The organism is Arthrobacter sp. alpha11c (assembly GCF_054149985.1).
Genome location: NZ_CP196747.1, coordinates 1,931,056 through 1,947,201 on the forward strand (window position 1 = coordinate 1,931,056; position 16,146 = coordinate 1,947,201).

General features: G+C 61.2%; 16 protein-coding genes and 1 tRNA gene. 5 read left to right on the forward strand and 12 right to left on the reverse strand.

The window, feature by feature from the left end; translation table 11 throughout:
* The first annotated feature begins 3 nt into the window (after positions 1-3).
* Positions 4-663 carry a hypothetical protein gene (locus ACTAQJ_RS08905; protein ID WP_498701732.1) on the forward strand — a complete coding sequence of 220 codons (660 nt, stop codon included), beginning with the start codon at positions 4-6 and terminating at the stop codon, positions 661-663.
* Positions 664-676: 13 nt separating this feature from the next.
* Here ACTAQJ_RS08905 and ACTAQJ_RS08910 read toward each other — a convergent pair whose 3' ends face one another.
* The 6 genes from ACTAQJ_RS08910 to rpsB all read right to left on the reverse strand — a co-directional run bounded on the left by ACTAQJ_RS08910 (position 677) and on the right by rpsB (position 5,559).
* Positions 677-1,261: a DivIVA domain-containing protein gene (locus tag ACTAQJ_RS08910; RefSeq protein ID WP_477513655.1), complete on the reverse strand. Its 585-nt coding sequence runs from the start codon at positions 1,259-1,261 to the stop codon at positions 677-679.
* Positions 1,262-1,283: 22 nt separating this feature from the next.
* Positions 1,284-2,219 carry a phosphatidate cytidylyltransferase gene (locus tag ACTAQJ_RS08915; protein WP_431119376.1) on the reverse strand — a complete coding sequence of 312 codons (936 nt, stop codon included), beginning with the start codon at positions 2,217-2,219 and terminating at the stop codon, positions 1,284-1,286.
* A complete protein-coding gene (gene frr / locus ACTAQJ_RS08920; RefSeq protein WP_216925335.1) occupies positions 2,219-2,776 on the reverse strand; it encodes a ribosome recycling factor in 558 nt (185 codons plus the stop codon). The genes ACTAQJ_RS08915 and frr overlap by 1 nt, the downstream gene beginning before the upstream one ends.
* Before the next feature lie 117 nt (positions 2,777-2,893).
* Positions 2,894-3,631 (reverse strand): UMP kinase, encoded by a 738-nt coding sequence (gene pyrH / locus ACTAQJ_RS08925; protein WP_224092194.1) that lies wholly within the window; start codon positions 3,629-3,631, stop codon positions 2,894-2,896.
* 121 nt (positions 3,632-3,752) lie between these two features.
* Entirely contained in the window at positions 3,753-4,589 is an 837-nt protein-coding gene (gene tsf / locus ACTAQJ_RS08930) for a translation elongation factor Ts (RefSeq protein ID WP_431119372.1), read from the reverse strand.
* A gap of 121 nt (positions 4,590-4,710) precedes the next feature.
* Positions 4,711-5,559 (reverse strand): 30S ribosomal protein S2, encoded by an 849-nt coding sequence (gene rpsB, locus ACTAQJ_RS08935; protein ID WP_431119370.1) that lies wholly within the window; start codon positions 5,557-5,559, stop codon positions 4,711-4,713.
* A 409-nt stretch (positions 5,560-5,968) separates the two neighbouring features.
* Here rpsB and ACTAQJ_RS08940 point away from each other — a divergent pair, with 409 nt between their 5' ends.
* The gene (locus ACTAQJ_RS08940) at positions 5,969-6,463 is read left to right on the forward strand and encodes a M23 family metallopeptidase (RefSeq protein WP_498701733.1); all 495 of its coding nucleotides are present in this window, start codon (positions 5,969-5,971) and stop codon (positions 6,461-6,463) included.
* 44 nt (positions 6,464-6,507) lie between these two features.
* Here the strand turns inward: ACTAQJ_RS08940 and ACTAQJ_RS08945 are convergent, their stop codons facing one another.
* From ACTAQJ_RS08945 to ACTAQJ_RS08970, 6 genes are all read right to left on the reverse strand, one after another.
* Positions 6,508-7,698, reverse strand: coding sequence for an acyl-CoA dehydrogenase family protein (locus tag ACTAQJ_RS08945; RefSeq protein WP_498701734.1), 1,191 nt, complete (start codon positions 7,696-7,698; stop codon positions 6,508-6,510).
* 243 nt (positions 7,699-7,941) lie between these two features.
* Positions 7,942-8,015: transfer RNA gene (locus ACTAQJ_RS08950), tRNA-Ile, on the reverse strand.
* A gap of 83 nt (positions 8,016-8,098) precedes the next feature.
* Positions 8,099-9,295 carry a glycosyltransferase gene (locus tag ACTAQJ_RS08955; RefSeq protein WP_498701735.1) on the reverse strand — a complete coding sequence of 399 codons (1,197 nt, stop codon included), beginning with the start codon at positions 9,293-9,295 and terminating at the stop codon, positions 8,099-8,101.
* A gap of 110 nt (positions 9,296-9,405) precedes the next feature.
* Entirely contained in the window at positions 9,406-10,311 is a 906-nt protein-coding gene (locus ACTAQJ_RS08960) for a DMT family transporter (RefSeq protein WP_431119363.1), read from the reverse strand.
* Positions 10,311-10,934 (reverse strand): CDP-alcohol phosphatidyltransferase family protein, encoded by a 624-nt coding sequence (locus tag ACTAQJ_RS08965; protein ID WP_498701736.1) that lies wholly within the window; start codon positions 10,932-10,934, stop codon positions 10,311-10,313. Before ACTAQJ_RS08965 ends, ACTAQJ_RS08960 begins: the two co-directional genes overlap by 1 nt.
* A 49-nt stretch (positions 10,935-10,983) precedes the next feature.
* Positions 10,984-11,832 (reverse strand): phage holin family protein, encoded by an 849-nt coding sequence (locus tag ACTAQJ_RS08970; RefSeq protein WP_498701737.1) that lies wholly within the window; start codon positions 11,830-11,832, stop codon positions 10,984-10,986.
* Positions 11,833-12,008: 176 nt separating this feature from the next.
* On the opposite strand from ACTAQJ_RS08970, the gene ACTAQJ_RS08975 reads away from it, so the two are divergent.
* The 3 genes from ACTAQJ_RS08975 (at position 12,009) to ACTAQJ_RS08985 (ending at position 16,144) form a co-directional block, all read left to right on the forward strand.
* Positions 12,009-13,238, forward strand: a complete 1,230-nt coding sequence (locus tag ACTAQJ_RS08975; protein WP_498701738.1) for a multidrug effflux MFS transporter — start codon at positions 12,009-12,011, stop codon at positions 13,236-13,238.
* A 72-nt stretch (positions 13,239-13,310) separates the two neighbouring features.
* Entirely contained in the window at positions 13,311-13,490 is a 180-nt protein-coding gene (locus ACTAQJ_RS08980) for a YMGG-like glycine zipper-containing protein (protein WP_216925346.1), read from the forward strand.
* A 155-nt stretch (positions 13,491-13,645) separates the two neighbouring features.
* The gene (locus ACTAQJ_RS08985; protein WP_498701739.1) at positions 13,646-16,144 is read left to right on the forward strand and encodes a bifunctional lysylphosphatidylglycerol flippase/synthetase MprF; all 2,499 of its coding nucleotides are present in this window, start codon (positions 13,646-13,648) and stop codon (positions 16,142-16,144) included.
* Positions 16,145-16,146: the final 2 nt, after the last annotated feature.

The window sequence follows — 16,146 nt, forward strand, 5'->3', positions numbered from 1 at the left end:
GCCATGTCCGAAGAACCGCCGGCCGCGTCCCTGAGCATCCGGGCCCAGTTGCTGGCCACCGAACATTGGAGCCTTCTTGCTTCCAGGAGCACCACCCAAGGTGAGGTCCTCACACGTATCAGCATGTTCCTGACGTTCACATCGGCCAGCCTGCTGAGTGTGGCCCTGGTGGGTCAGGCGACGCAATTCTCCGAAGCCTTCAGGGCATTCGCGCTGACCATCCTCACCATTGACCTTATGGTGGGGCTCCTCACCCACATACGCGTCATGAGCGTCGGGATGGAGGATCTGATGTACGTCATCGCCATGAACCGGTTGCGAGCCGCGTACGTGGATCTGGATCCAGGCATGGCGAGGTACCTTATGGCTGGATCCCACGACGACGAGGAAGGTTCGAAACGTACGTACTACTTCTTCGGAGATAGGAAGGACTTCAGCCAGGTGGCTGGCAGCAGCATGGTATTCATGGCAACCGTAAACGCAGCACTGATCGCCTTATTGGTGGGCTCGGCGCTGTTGGTTGCAGGGCTGCCAGCCGCGGTCGCGGTGAGCGTTGCCCTAGGGGCAGCCTTGGCTTTTTTCGTTACAGCACTCGCCCGCGGCAGGCGCCGCTACCTCGATGTGTGGAAGAACAACCCACCCATCTCTCCAACGCCACGTTAGTTTTGTGGCTTTGTTAGTCGATGGCCGCCATCAGTTCAACCACGCGGTCAAGGAATGCATCCACCTGGGCCTCGTCATAGCCTTCGTCCCCCTTGGCGGCACGGAAGACTGCACGCCGCACGGTGTCCACGCTAAGGGGCTGATCGTGCTCCAGGTAACCGATGAGTTCGGCACAGAGCGCATCCACGTCCTGGACGTTGTAGCTTCGGACTTTCTTCTTGGCCGGGCGGCGGAATCGTTCGCCGTCGGGCCGGTGCAGCCGTCCACGAAGGATGCCGGAGAGCTTACCGATCTGCCGCAGCCAGGCTTCCTCACCCTGCTGGCTGATGAGGTCGTCGCGTTCCCGGCGCGCGAAGGCGTCTTCAAGCCGGTCCAAGGCGGCGTCGACGCTGTTGGCGTCGTACCCACCCTTGACCGGGTCAAAAGCTACATCGCGTACATCCGTGCTGGCCACTTGATCGGCGGCACCCACAGGGTTCTCGAAAGAAGTCCTGGCACGGCTAAGGAACGCGTCCACTTGCTTGGCGTTGTAGCCGTACTTGCTGCGCTCAACGCGATCGAACGTTGCGGGAATCTGGCGACGAATATCCAAGGCCACTAATTTTCCTTCATCGGGGTTGTCAGACGCCGCTCAGCAGCGCGAACAGAACATAGGCTACAGGGGCCGCGAAGACGATCGAGTCCAAACGGTCCATGACGCCACCGTGGCCGGGGAGGATGCTGCTCATGTCCTTCACGCCAAGTTCGCGCTTGACCATGGACTCGGCGAGGTCTCCCGCCGTCGAAGCAGCAACCATGCCGGTAGCCAGCACCAGGCCAACCCACCACGGTTTGTCCAACATGAGGACACACGCGAGAACGCCAATGATCATGGCGCCCGCGACAGAACCTGCAAATCCTTCCCAGGACTTCTTGGGACTGATTTTCGGTGCCATGGGGTGCTTCCCGAAGGAGGCGCCCACGATGTAACCGAACGTGTCATTCGATACGACCAGGAGCAGCATCGTGGCAATCTGCCAGGCTCCCCCTGGGATTCCGTCCGGCCATAAGCCAACTGGAGTCGCGCCACCGCTGGCATGCAGCGGCAGCGCGGCGAAGCTGATCAGGAACGGTATCCAGGCGAGAGTGAAGACACCCGCGAAAACGCTGCGGGGAGCGCCTGCGGCACTCTCGATGGAGCGCCACAGCAGCACCGCGACGCAGCTTGCCGTCATGGTGAACAACAAGCCTTCCAAACCGCCGAAGTAGGCGGAAACCGGCATCACCAAAGTTCCGATCATCACAGGGATGATCGGCATCCTGGTTCCCTGGGCCTCAAGGGCCCTGAAAACTTCCCAAACGCCCAATACCGCAAACGATGTGGTGAGCAGGACGAATCCGAGCGGGAGGAACAGCAATCCCCCAAGAACGGCGAAAAGCATGGCAAGCCCGACGCCGATGGCAGCCGGAAGATTCCGGCCTGCCTTCGGCGTCGGGTTCCCTCGCAAACGCCTGACGCGTTTGCTCGTATCGCGTGTCGGGACCCTCCCAGCGGGTGCCGGCTCTGCCTGGTTCATTAGACCTCGAGCAGCTCGGCTTCCTTGCGCTTGAGCAGTTCGTCGATGCTGTCGACGTGCTGCTTGGTGATGGCGTCGAGTTCCTTCTCACCGCGCGAACCTTCGTCCTCGCCGGCGTCGCCGTCCTTGACGAACTTGTCGATAGCGTCCTTGGCCTTGCGGCGGATGCTGCGGATGGAAACCTTGGCGTCTTCACCCTTGCCCTTGACGATCTTGACGTATTCCTTGCGGCGCTCCTTGGTGAGCTCCGGGATGGTGACACGGATGATGTTGCCGTCGTTGGAGGGGTTGGCGCCAACTTCGGAGTCGCTCAAGGCTTTCTCGATGTCACGCAGTGCCGTTTTGTCGTACGGCGTGATGAGGATGGTCCTTGCGTCCGGAACTGCGAAAGATGCCAGCTGCTGCAGCGGGGTGGGAGTGCCGTAGTACTCCACGATCACCTTGTTGTAGAGCCCGGGGTTTGCCCGGCCCGTACGGATCGAGGCGAAATCTTCCTTGGCTACCTCAACCGCCTTGTCCATCTTCTCGCCGGCTTCGAGCAAGGTCTCTTCGATCACGGGTTTCTCCTCAGAAAATAGTCGCTGCCCAACTGCGGGCGGCAATGCACGTTACAGGAATGCACAGTAAAGATCCGCCACGAGGGGCGGACGGTCCTAGAAATATCCTAGCCGCTGCTAGGGAGTAACCAGGGTTCCCAGCGTTTCACCCAGGATGGCGCGGGTAACGTTGCCCTCGCCCTCCATGCCAAAGACCACCATGGAGAGGTTGTTGTCCTTGCACATGGTCATGGCTGTCTGGTCCATGACGCGGATGTCCCGGCGCAGGGCGTCGTCATAGCTGAGGACATCAAGCTTTTCGGCGGAGGAATCCTTCTTGGGATCTGCGGTGTAGACGCCATCCACACCGCTCTTGGCCATCAGTACGACGTCGGCGTGGACTTCGAGCGCACGCTGGGCAGCCACCGTGTCCGTAGAGAAGTACGGCAGACCGGCTCCTGCACCGAAGATGACCACGCGGCCCTTTTCCATGTGGCGGATGGCCCGGCGGGGAATGTACGCCTCTGCAACCTGGCCCATGGTGATGGCGCTTTGGACCCGGGTTTCAACGCCCGCTTGCTCCAGGAAGTCCTGCAGCGCAAGGCAGTTCATGACCGTGCCGAGCATGCCCATGTAGTCCGCACGGGACCGGTCCATGCCGCTCTGGGATAGTTCGGCTCCGCGGAAGAAGTTTCCACCGCCAACCACAATGGCTACTTCAACGTCAGCGACGGCAGCAGCGATCTGCTTGGCAATGGCGCGCACGGTTTCAGGATCGACGCCGAGCTTGCCTCCGCCGATGACCTCGCCGGAAAGTTTCAGAAGTACACGGCGGCGGGTCTTCTCGGGCTGGATTGCAGTATTGACGGTTTCCATGGTGCCTTCCCGTTGGTGGACTCTGGCTAGATTATCGTGCTGTGGGTCCGCGCAGATACTACCCGGACGGGTGCATGAAAAAGGGGCGGCCACCGAAGTGACCACCCCTTTTCATGAATTACTAGTTTCCGACGCGGAAACGGGATACTGCGGTTGCCTTGACGCCGGCTTCTTCGAGGACCTGTGCAACAGTCTTCTTGGAATCCTTGGCGAATGCCTGGTCAACCAGGACCTCGCCCTTGTAGAAGCCCGTCACGCGGCCTTCAACAATCTTGGCGAGTGCCGCTTCCGGCTTGCCTTCAGCCTTGGCAGTCTCTTCAGCGATGCGGCGCTCGGACTCGACCAGTTCGGCCGGGACGTCTTCGCGGGTCAGGTAGTTCGGAGCCATGGCTGCCACGTGGACGGCGATGTCGTGTGCTGCGGTGGCAGCGGTTTCGCCTTCACCGTCAACAGCGAACAGGACGCCGACCTGTGCGGGAAGGTCCTTGGAGGTCTTGTGCAAGTAAGCGTCAACCGTGGTGCCCTCAACGCGGGAAATACGGCGGACAACAACCTTTTCGCCGAGGACAGCGCCCTCTTCGATGACGATCTCGGACAGCGGCTTGCCGTCGACCTCGGTGGCGAGCAGGGTTTCGAGGTCGGCAGCGCCGGACTCGACTGCAACGTTGAGGACCTTGTCAGCGAGCTGGATGAACTTGTCAGCCTTGGCGACGAAGTCGGTCTCGCAGTTGACCTCGATCATTACGCCCACGCCGCCGGTAACCTTGGCAGCAACCAGGCCCTCAGCGGTGGAGCGGCCTTCGCGCTTGGTAGCGCCCTTGAGGCCCTTGATGCGGATGATCTCGATGGCCTTCTCGGCGTCACCGTTGGCCTCGTCAAGAGCCTTCTTGACGTCCATCATGCCGGCGCCGGTGCGCTCGCGCAGGGCCTTGATGTCAGCAGCAGTGTAGTTCGCCATGTGAACCCCTCTGTCTAGAAAGTTGTGTGTTTACGGACTGACAGGACGGCAGCCCACCATGTGAGCCGCCATCCTGTCAGATGCCCCCGGGGCCATTTCCGGCCTCAGGGAAGGTCCAGATTTACTTGGCTTCTTCGGCTTCGCCGGATGCAGCTTCAGCAGCGGGAGCTTCAGCAGCCTCGGCGGCCGGAGCTTCTTCAGCCTTGCTGCCTTCGAGGAGCTCTCGCTCCCACTCGGCCAGCGGCTCTTCCGGAGCCTCGGTGGTGCCGGTGGCGCGCTGGTTGCGGGCGATGAGGCCCTCAGCAACGGCGTCGGCAACAACGCGGGTGAGTAGGTTGACGGAGCGGATGGCGTCGTCGTTGCCCGGGATCGGGAAGTCAACTTCGTCGGGATCGCAGTTGGTGTCCAGGATGGCAACAACCGGGATGTTCAGCTTCTTGGCTTCGTCGACAGCAAGGTGTTCCTTCTTGGTGTCAACAACCCACAGAACAGACGGGGCCTTGGTCAGGTTGCGGATACCACCGAGGTTGGACTCAAGCTTGGTGAGTTCGCGCTTGAGGAGCAGGAGCTCCTTCTTGGTGTAACCCGAGCCGGCGACGTCCTCGAAGTTGATCTCTTCGAGTTCCTTCATGCGCTGGATACGCTTGGCGACGGTCTGGAAGTTGGTGAGCATACCGCCCAACCAACGCTGGTTCACGTACGGCTGGCCAACGCGGGTAGCCTGCTCGGCAATTGCTTCCTGAGCCTGCTTCTTGGTGCCGACGAACAGGACGGTGCCGCCGTGGGCGACAGTAGCCTTGACGAACTCGTAGGCGCGGTCGATGTAGGACAGCGACTGCTGGAGGTCAATGATGTAGATGCCGTTGCGCTCCGTGAAGATGAAGCGCTTCATCTTCGGGTTCCAACGACGGGTCTGGTGTCCAAAGTGGACGCCGCTGTCAAGCAGCTGGCGCATAGTTACGACGGGCATGCCGACGCTCCTTCCGGCAGGTCATTCATGAGAGAGCCCATGGGGCTGCTCTTACCCTGCCAATAGTTGACGGTTGTTTAGCCTTTGCCCGGACGGGCGCGGCTCCTGGCATCCATTGCACTTCTCATCCGGAGTGGGGCCACAAAGGCTCAACCGGACCGCAAGAGGCACAATCCTCCGCAGCCTAAAGCCAAGAGGCTTCGCTGGTGGAGGGCTGGATACGCGTAGTCAGCTCGGGACCCTCACATATCTGAATGAGACATGCTCCTGAACTAGCTTGAGGGCACAGCAAACTGCTCCACCAAGTGTACTACAGGAGCACCACTCGTTTGACCGCCCGAAAGGGACGTTGTCCACATAGGGCAGCCCGGGGATGGCACGGCAGCGCGGGAGCGGAAAGCCTTGGTACATGGCTATTTTGAAGCTCTCCATATCCACTGTTGTCCTCGCCGTGACCATGGCCGGAAGCCCCGGCGCGACGTCGTCGGCAGAGGCGCGGTGGAGCTGGCCCCTCTCCCCTGAACCCGCCGTCCTTCGGACCTTCGATCCGCCGGACAAGCCTTGGCTAAGTGGACACCGGGGTGTTGACCTGGGGCCAGCGCTCGACGGCGCTACGGTCACTGCGCCGTCCGCCGGCGTGGTGACCTTTGCCGGCGTCGTGGTTGACCGTCCGGTCCTTACGATCGATCACGGCGACGGCCTACGCAGCAGTTTTGAGCCGGTGACGAGTGACCTGAAGCCCGGAGATACGGTGCGCAAGGGCCAGGCGATCGGCTCCTTGGACGCCGGACACTGCAGCGCCACTGCTTGCCTGCATTGGGGCGTCCGCCGCGGCGAGGACTACGTGAACCCCTTGGGATTCGTGGAGGACCTGAGGCCATCCATCCTGCTACCGCTGGATTAGGCCCGATTGAACGGGAGCCCGGTATCTGGACGATGGCAGAAAACCTACACGATGGCCGAGACTCCAGTGATAGCCCGCCCAGTCACCAGGGTGTTGATCTCGTGCGTGCCTTCGTATGAGTAGATGGCCTCGGCATCGGAGAAGATCTTGGCCATTTCGTAGTCCGTGACAATGCCATTGCCGCCCAGGATCCCGCGGCCAAGGGCAACACTTTCCCGCATGCGTGCGGTGGTGAACGCCTTTGCCAAGGCTGACTGCTCGTCCCTTGCAACCCCCGCGTCCTCAAGCTGGGCCAAACGCACCATCATGCCCATTGATGCCACCGCGTTGCCCAGGATCTGAACCAACTGGTTCTGCACCAGTTGGAAGGCCGCCAAGGGCCTGCCAAATTGCTGGCGCTCCACCGCGTAGGATCGGGCCACATCGAAGGCAGCGAGTTGAAGACCCACGGCTTGCCAGGCCACGGCGAGGCGGGTGACCTTGAGGACTTCATTGGTATCGCGGAAGCTGTTGGCGTTGGCCAGCTTGAAGAAGTCCGGCACCACCACGTTGTCCAGGGTGATGTCCGCGTTCTGAACAGTACGCAGGGAGATCTTGTTCTCGATCTTGCTTGCCGAGTATCCGGGCAGCGAAGTATCCACGAGGAAGGCCTTAACTTGGTTGTCGGCCACATCCTTGGCGTAGATGACCACCCAATCGGAGAACGTGGCGTTGCCGATCCACCGCTTGGCACCGTTGAGGATCCAGTGGTCCCCATCGCGCCGTGCGGTGGTCCGGGTACCACCGGCCACATCGGAACCACCCAGAGGTTCGGTCAAACCGAACGCGCCGATCTTCTTCAGGGAGTAGATGTCCGGAAGCCAGGCATCCTTCTGCTCCTGGGAAGCCAGGGCTTCGATGGAGCCGGTGAACAGGCCGTCGTGCACGCCCATGAACGTCGCAATGGAAGCATCGGCGCGGGTCACTTCCGCATGGAGGATGCCGGCAAAGAGGTTCGAATAGCCTTGCCGGCGCACGGGGCTGACCAGGTCGATTTCCGCCAACTTGGGGATGAGCTCCATGGGAAACTCAGCGCGGTTCCAGCAGTCCACGGCGATGGGCTTGACCTCGCGGGCAAGGAATTCGCGAACCTCGGCCAGGCGGTCCTGCTCCTTGACCGTCAGCATCTGCTCAAAGGCGTAGAAGTCACCATCGGCATAAGGGAGATTGTTGGCATCGAATGCAGCGTTGGACATGTGCGCTCCTTCAAGGGTGGTCACCTGCGACCACGTCACGGCCCCGGAAGTTACCGGCGAGTAGTAAGTTACTGATGAGTAACATACCGCAGTTGCACGGTTCACCGCAACGAGACGAATGGAGGAATTCAGGCTTCGGGGATTTTCACACCGGGATCCCTTACCCGGCCGATTGCGCACAGCGGCAACGCAAAGGAGCCGTGGCTGACGTATGAAACGCCAACCACGGCTCCCGTGTAAATGTAGGGCTACTCGGACTTGAACCGAGGACCTTAGGATTATGAGTCCCGCGCTCTAACCAGCTGAGCTATAGCCCCGTGACGCCCCGCCAGCCGCCAAGAAGCAGCAGTTGGGGCAAATGCACTCTAGCAATACTAATAGCTACTTGAGAGTGCTTTTGTCACACCACCATGTCCTCGTAGGAAGCCCCGCGGTAGAGGTCCTCGAAGGTCTGAAGGGTGCCGTTGATGCTGTGCGGCTCCACCATTTCGCGGCTCACCTTGCCCATGGCCTTCAGCTGGTCCTCGGGAAGCTCCACCAGCTTGGTGATCTTCGCTGCGAGCTCCGTGCTGTCGTTCGGTGTGAAGAGGTATCCGTTTTCGCCGTCGCGGACCAGATGCGGAAGTGCCATGGCATTGGCCAACAGCACCGGAGTGGAGGCAGACATTGCTTCGAGCGTCACCAACGATTGAAGTTCTGCAGTGCCTGGCATGCAGAAAATGTCCGCCTTGATGTAGGCCTCGCGCAGGTCCTCGTCGCTCGCCAGCCCGAGGAACCTCACCCGGTCCCCCAGCCCAAGCTTCGCAACCTGGGCTTCAAGGGCAGGCCGGACTTCGCCGCCACCCACGATTTCCAGGTTCACGTTGAGTTCGCGCGGGGTCTTGGCAATGGCGTCGATCAGCACATTGACGTGTTTCTCTTCCGCAAGCCGTCCCGCGAAAAGAACGGTGGGATTGGCATGGGGTTCGATTGTCTCGCCCGGCTGAAGTTCATAGGCTGCGGAGTCGATGCCATTGGACAGGGGCAGGACCTTACGGAGGAACGCGTGCTGGTGCATGGCCTTCGCCGCCAGAGGGGTCGGTGTTGTGACGACGTCCGCCTGGCCCATCACTTTGCCCATATCCTTCCAGGAGATGCGGCCCACGATGTCCTTGAACCACTGCGGGAAAGGCAGGAAGGGGTTCAGGTTTTCAGGCATGAAGTGGTTGGTGGCAATAACCCTGATGCCACGCTTTACAGCCTCATAGAGTACGTGTTCGCCAATCATGTAGTGGCTTTGAATGTGCACCACGTCCGGTCGGACTTTGTCGAACAGGAGACTGATTTCCTTCTTGATTTCCCAAGGGAAGCAGATGCGGAAGTATTCGTGGGTGAACACTCCATGCGAGCGGAGGCGGTGCACTGTGGCCTCGTCACGGAACTCCGTGTAGCTCTTGCCCGTGTCCGGACGGCAGGCCAACACGTGCACGTTGTGTCCACGCGCGGTCATACCCTTGGCCAGGCGGTAGCCGAACTGCGCAGCACCGTTCATGTGCGGCGGGTAGGTGTCCGCCGCGATCAGGATGGTAAGGGGTTTGTTGGTGTCGGGAATGGTCACGTGGAGAACTCCTGATGGTCACGGTGCGGAACAGCGCTGAACGGATCAATGCTGTGGTGTCGCCGGGTTGCCGGACCGCTGGGAAGCGGTGGCGCAAGATAAAGCTTTGGCTAGGCCTTCCGGCTTGCAGCCGCCTTCGCGTCCTTCTTACGCTTGGTGACTTCCGGATGGTGCCGGCTCAAGGCAATAACCCCCACGATAGCAAGGGAAGCTGCGGCGGCCATGCTGATTGCCATCACAGGCTGGACATCGGGACGAAGCTCACCAAGGATGACGATGCCGATGGCGATGCCCACCATGGGGTCCACCACCGTGAGTCCGGCAATAACCAGATCCGGAGGGCCGCCTGAATACGCGCTCTGGACGAACCAGGAACCAAGGCCGCCGGCGGCCGCGATGGCAATGAGCGTGTACCACTGCACATTGAGCAGGAACAGGCCGTTGGGATCCAGGAGGTGCTTGCCGATGATCCGGGTCAGGACGGCCACGAAGCCAAAGAGTACGCCAGCTCCCACAATGTATACGAAGGCGCTCATGCGGTGTTTGAACAACACTGCAAGGGTGCCGAAAAGACCCACGGCCAGAGCCAGGAGCAGCACGATTGTCAGTTCGTCTTCAGCGTTAACATGGTGGTTTTCCTGCGTGACGTTAACTGCCAGCAGTACGAACAAAGCGGATCCGGTAACGCAGGCCGTAATGGCAACCACGGTGGCGCGGTTGATGCTCAGGCCTTGATCCTTCGCATTGACCACGGTGGTAATGACCAGTGCGATCGCACCAATCGGCTGAACCACCGTCAGGGGTGCCGATACGAGGGCAATCGCATTCATCACCATGCCCAGGCACAACAGCAAGAGCCCGAGCATCCATCGTGGGTTACGCAGAAGCCGGAGGAACCCGTTGGAGCTCAGCGCCAGACCGCCGGTATCGGCCTTGACCGCGCTTCCTTGGCGTTGGGCACCAATGGCAAGGAAAAAAGCGCCAAGTACGGCAAGGCAAACCGCCAGCCACACCATCAGCCGTGTCCGCCGTCGTTGGCCCGCAGTTCTTTGCCTTTACGCAGGATGGCCCAGTAGTAGTTGTAGGCCGCAATCCAGTGTCCCAGCAGGCCGAGGCCGAGGAAGACCCAAGCGGCGGCAAAGTAAGCGTCGGTGTAGGGAACCGGCAATTTGGAAAGTACCAGCAACGGCGTGCCCACCAGCAGGAGCCCGGTGCGGATCTTGCCGATGATGCTGACAGGAAGGTCTGGGTGGCTGCGGAAGTAAATCAGCGAGGCAATGGCAAGAATGGCGTCAGGCACCACCAGCGCGGCCAGATACCACCACTGCACGACGCCGGCGATCGCCAAAGTGATGGCAACGGCTATGAGCGCGGCCCGGTCCGCCAGGGGGTCCAGGATCCTGCCCAACTTGGAGGTTTGGTCGTAGCGGTGGGCGATATAACCATCCACCCAGTCGGTGCTGCCCATGATGACCAGGACGAGCACGGCAAAGCCATACTCCTTCTGCCACAGGACCAGCCACACAAAGAGCGGAACGCCCATGAAGCGCAGAACGGTGAGGACATTGGGAACAGTAAAGAGGAGGTCGTGGTCCACCTGGGGACGGTCCGGATGCGAACCAGCACCGATAAACCTCATGGTGTCCCCCTTTCCTCTACTCCAGTGTGTGCGGTACCGCGGCAGGCTGCTACTTCTTCAGCAGCTTCCGCAGGGCAACCACGAAGACTGCAGCCGCGGCGGCGAAAGCCACGAGGTCCTTCCATCGTGAAGCAAGGCGTCCGGTGAGGTCCTCGGGGACGGCCTCCCCAAGGTCAGCGAACTTCGCCGAAGCAAAGTCCTTTCCCTCCTGGAGTTTCATGGTGGCTGTGCCCAGCAAAGCCTGGCCCTGCTTCTTGACGTCCAACTGCTCGCCAAGTTCATCGCGCACGCCGGTGAGGTGTTCCCGCCGCTTGTTCAGGCGCAGGCGGAGTTCTGCCTCCGTGGGCGCCTTGGCTGCGTCCGCTTCCTTGGCAGCTTCCTTTGCAGCCTTTTCTGCCTTCGCCTTTTCGGCGGCAGCTTCCTTGGCGGCTTTCTCCGCCTTGGCAGCAGGCGAATTGGGATCGAGGATCGATTCGTCGAAGGCCGAGCCTTCCTTCGCAATTCCGAGATCGTGCTTGAGTCCACGGATGGTGTCTTCCGGGATCAAAGGCATGGCCTTCTTGAACTTGGCGACGCCGATCAAGGCTCCGAGCGCGACGATCACGAGAAAGACCGCTGCGACGATCAACGCCGCAAGCCAGCCCGGCATGATGGTAGCCAAACCGAGAATCGCGGCCACCACCAACGCGATCACCAGGAGGGACATGAATACAAGTGCTACGCCAAAGAACGCTCCGGCCACCCCAACCTGGGTGGCCTTGCGCTTGAGTTCGACCTTGGCAAGGGCGATTTCATCGTTGAGTTGCCTGGGGGCCAAACGGGCAACGAGCTTGAGGGTCTTCGGCAAAGTACGGATGGCTGGTCGCGTGCTGGTCCGGCCGGTGTGACGTCCACTCATTGGGTTCCGCCTAACTGCTTCCTCTGGGCATCGTGTCGGGCGAACGCGGCCGGAAAAAGATCGCCGCGGGCACCTGTCCTCAAAACTATCATTCAGGTTCCGGCTCAACTTTCGCCGATGACACCGCGGCGCGCCTGACGTAGCTGCATAAATATGATGTGACGGCCATAGGATAGATGATCGTGACCAATCCAATTGCTCCGGGCGATTCCCTGAGCCGACTCGAAAAGCTTGTCTACATTGTCCTCCTCGGTGCCCTGACCGCTCTGGGGCCCTTCACGGTGGATCTCTACCTTCCTGCGTTTCCTGCGCTGGAGGAGAGTTTTGGCGTATCAGCCACGGCGATCCAGCTGACACTGACCGGCACCACCGTTGGGTTTGGCCTTGGACAGTTGGTGGTTGGTCCCTTCAGCGACAAGTTTGGCCGTCGCCTGCCCTTGATCCTGGCCACTGCCCTCCATATCGGATCATCGTTGGGCGCTGCATTGGCTACGGACATTGGGTTCCTGTCCCTCTTCCGTGTGCTCATGGGTATCGGCGCCGCGGGCGGCGGCGTCGTTGCAATGGCGATGGTCCGGGACCTGTTCCACGGCTATTCGATGGTCCGCATGTTCTCCCGGATGTCCTTGGTCAACGGGTTGGCCCCGATCCTGGCCCCAATCATCGGTTCCCAGTTGCTGCTGGTGTTCCCGTGGCCTGGCATTTTCTACTTCCTGGCCTGCTACGGCACGCTGGTGATACTGGCCGCGATCTTCTTCATTCGCGAAACACTCCCGGCGGAACGGCGCGGGAAGTCCACAGTCACTGTGCGGCAGCGGTACAAGACGGTGCTGACGGACCGGATTTTCGTGGGCATGTTGATGGTAGGCAGCCTCAACTTTGGTGGTTTGTTCGCCTACCTCTCCGCCTCCACGTTCCTGTTCCAGAACATTTATGAGTTCTCTCCCCAGGAATACGGCCTCCTCTTCGGCGTCAATTCGCTGGGCATCGTTGCGGGCGTCCAGATCAGTTCAAGGTTGATCCGACGCGTGGCTCCGCAGTGGATCGTGGCCGGAGCCACGGTGTTCATGCTGCTGATGGCGGCCTTGATTATTGTGCTCGACCTCCTGCACGTGGGTCTCTGGGGCATCCTGATTCCGCTCTGGTTCTACATTTGCGCTACAGGCTTCCTGTTCCCCTGCGTCCAGGTCCTCTCCCTGGCGAACCATGGAGCCCAAGCGGGGACGGCGGCGTCGCTCCTGGGCGCAGCGCAATTCATGATGGCGGGCATCGTCCCCCCGGTGGTCGGCTGGCTGGGAGTCGATTCAGCGGTACCCATGGGCGCGGTCCAGGCTGTCTGTATCACCGGAGCCATTGCCGCACTGTGGCTGGTGGTCCGGCCTCGGACTGTCCCTTCAATCCACTAGTCCCTTCAATCCAACTAGTCCCATCAATCCGTTAGTACGGCATTCCCCAGAACCGGACCATAGGCTGTGACCATGACCAAGAAACCGCACCGCAACGGCAGGGGCCTTTTCCTCGGGGCCGTGCTTGGCGCCGTCGTCGGGGCACTGTTGGGCCGCCTGGCTGGGAGTGCCCTGTTCGGGGCGATACTTGGCGCCGTCATTGGAGCGGCCCTGCTGTACCGGGTGAACCCGGGTCCCTGGAATCGGGACTAACCGTAATCGGGTCTATCGGCCCCGGGTGCATCGGCCCCGGGTCCATCGACCCCGGGTCCATCGGCCCGCGTAAGCCCTCCCCTTACGGCGCCTGGCAGGGCAGAATGGTGGCCAGCCGGGGGTTTCCCCCGCTTCGCCGGTGAAGGGGACATCACATGAGTGCGGCTGTGGGATATAGGGGCACTGTTTACGGCCTGGCGGCCATACGGCGGCTGCCCCTGACCTTGGGACTCGTGTTGTTCCTTTGGGTTGTAGGGGCAGTTACAGGGAGCCTTATCGCCGGTCCCAACGAGGCACTCCTGGAACAAGTCGGGCTGGGTTTGGCGCTGGATCCGGGGCCGGGTTGGTCCATCTTCACATCATCTTTCTTCGCCTCATCCTTGCTCGACTATCTGGCATGCACCGTGATGATCCTGGTGGGCGTGGGTATCGCCGAGCGCACCATGGGTCCATGGCTGGCGTTGGCAGCATTTATCTTTGGTTCTGCCCTGAGCGCCTTGGTGTTGATGGGGCTGGTTGCTTTTGGAACGGACAACAGCGACCAATGGCTTAGTTTCCTGGGTGGCGAGTACGTTGTGGGCGCTTACGGTGGCGCCGCCGCCGCGTTGGGATGTTCGACGGCGGCACTGGAGGCACTGTGGCGTCGTCGCCTCCGGACATGGTTGCTGGCCGCCACGCTCATGTTTGCGTTGTTTGTAGGCGTCGCACAAACACTCCAGGCCCTTGCCGGCGCTGTCATCGGCATTCTGGCCGGTTGGGCCGTTCAGGCCCTGGTGCTGCGGCGACGTGCGGGCTCGCTTCATTCCTCGAGTCTTCGTGAGACCCGGTTCCTTGTGGGAACCGTGGTGGGTGTCTTCGCCCTGGGCCCCTTGCTCACACAGTTGACGGGCACGTTGGAGGTGGGACCGCTTTCTGTGGTTTCCGAGGTGATGCTGCAAGCAAGCCCCAGCGTGGACGAAGTGAAGGAAGCCTGCGACAACGACAAGAGCTGCGTCACGCTGCAGAGCGTTGTGGGTGTGCAGAGTTTCGGCGCCACCATCCTGTCAGTGATCCCGGTGCTGTTGCTGCTTGTCTGTGCTGAGGGGCTGCGCCGTGGTCGCCGCCTCGCCTACAGACTGACCCTGGTCATCCAGCTCTACCTGGCGTTCGTGACGAGCGTGGCAATCCTGCAGTACGTGACGGATCCGGAAGTGACACTGGGCAATGACGACATCGGTTACCTCCTGCTCTATGCCGTTCCCGCTATCCTGGCGCCGCTGATCATCGCGGCCCTGCTGGTGATCAACCGCCACAAATTCCGGGTGGAGTCCAGCGACGCCGGATATCGCGTCCTGGGCAGGACAACCCTCATCATGGCTGCGGCGGCGGCGGCCCTCTACGTGGTCTTCTGGTTCGTAGAAGGGAACCCGGGCCGCTCATCCCTGTGGGACCTCGCAGGCCAATTGACCCATATCCTGGTCCCCTTCCCTGTTCCCTTCGTCGTTGAACTGCCACAGGGACTGCTGAGCACAGTTCTTTACGGACTGGGCGGGGACGTCATCTGGCTCTGCATCCTTTTGATGGTCCTGAGCAATTTCCAGCGGTTCCGGACGCTGGCAAAGGACCCTGCTGCGGACCTGGGACATACCCGTGAATTACTTCACGACGGCGGAGGCACCTTGTCCTGGATGGCCCTGTGGGACAACAACCAATACTGGTTCACTCCGGACAGGAGGGCTGGCCTCGCCTACCAAGTGCACAACGGAGTGGCGCTGACGGTGGCGGGTCCGTTCGGGGCCCGCCAGCACCACACCGAGGCTGCGACAGGCTTCCTGGCCCATTGTGCGGCACTGGGCCTCACACCGTGCTTCTATTCGGCCACGGCGGAGCTTGACGAGGCCCTCCTCCCCCGCGGCTTCCGCAAACTGGAGGTGGCGGAAGAAACCCTGCTGAATATCCAGGCCATGACGTTCAAAGGCAAGGAATGGCAGAACGTCCGGACCGCGCTGAACAGGGCTGGGAAGCTGTCCATCAAGGACCACTGGTACCACTACGCGGACATGCCGCCGGGGATCCGGGCACAACTGGCCGAAATCTCGGAAGAGTGGGTGGCGGACAAGGCCCTCCCCGAGATGGGGTTCACGTTGGGCGGACTCGATGAACTGAAGGATCCCGAGGTCGTGTGTTGCGTGGCGGTGGACGATGATGGCTTGGTCCATGGCGTCACGAGCTGGCTGCCGGTCTTTACCGACGGCGTGGTGTCGGGCTGGACCTTGGACTTCATGCGCCGCCGAACCACTGGTTTCAAGGGGGTCATGGAATTCCTGATCGCCTCTGCCGTTACGCACTTCAAGGACGACGTTCCCCGGATTTCGCTGTCAGGCTCCCCGCTGGCCAACACAGGGGCCGCGACGGACGACGGTGACCACAGTGCCTTGGACCGGGTCCTGGCAATGCTGGGCAATGCACTGGAACCGATGTACGGCTTCAAGTCCCTGGCAGCTTTCAAATCGCGGTTCCAGCCCGAGCACCGCACTCTGTACATGTATTACCGGGACCCGCTGGCTCTGCCTTCCATTGGTCTTGCCGTTGGCTCGGCGTACTTGCCGGGGTTGTCCCGCGCACAGAGCGCCGGTTTGCTTCGGCAAATGGTTGCCCGGGAACCCGCCGCATGACC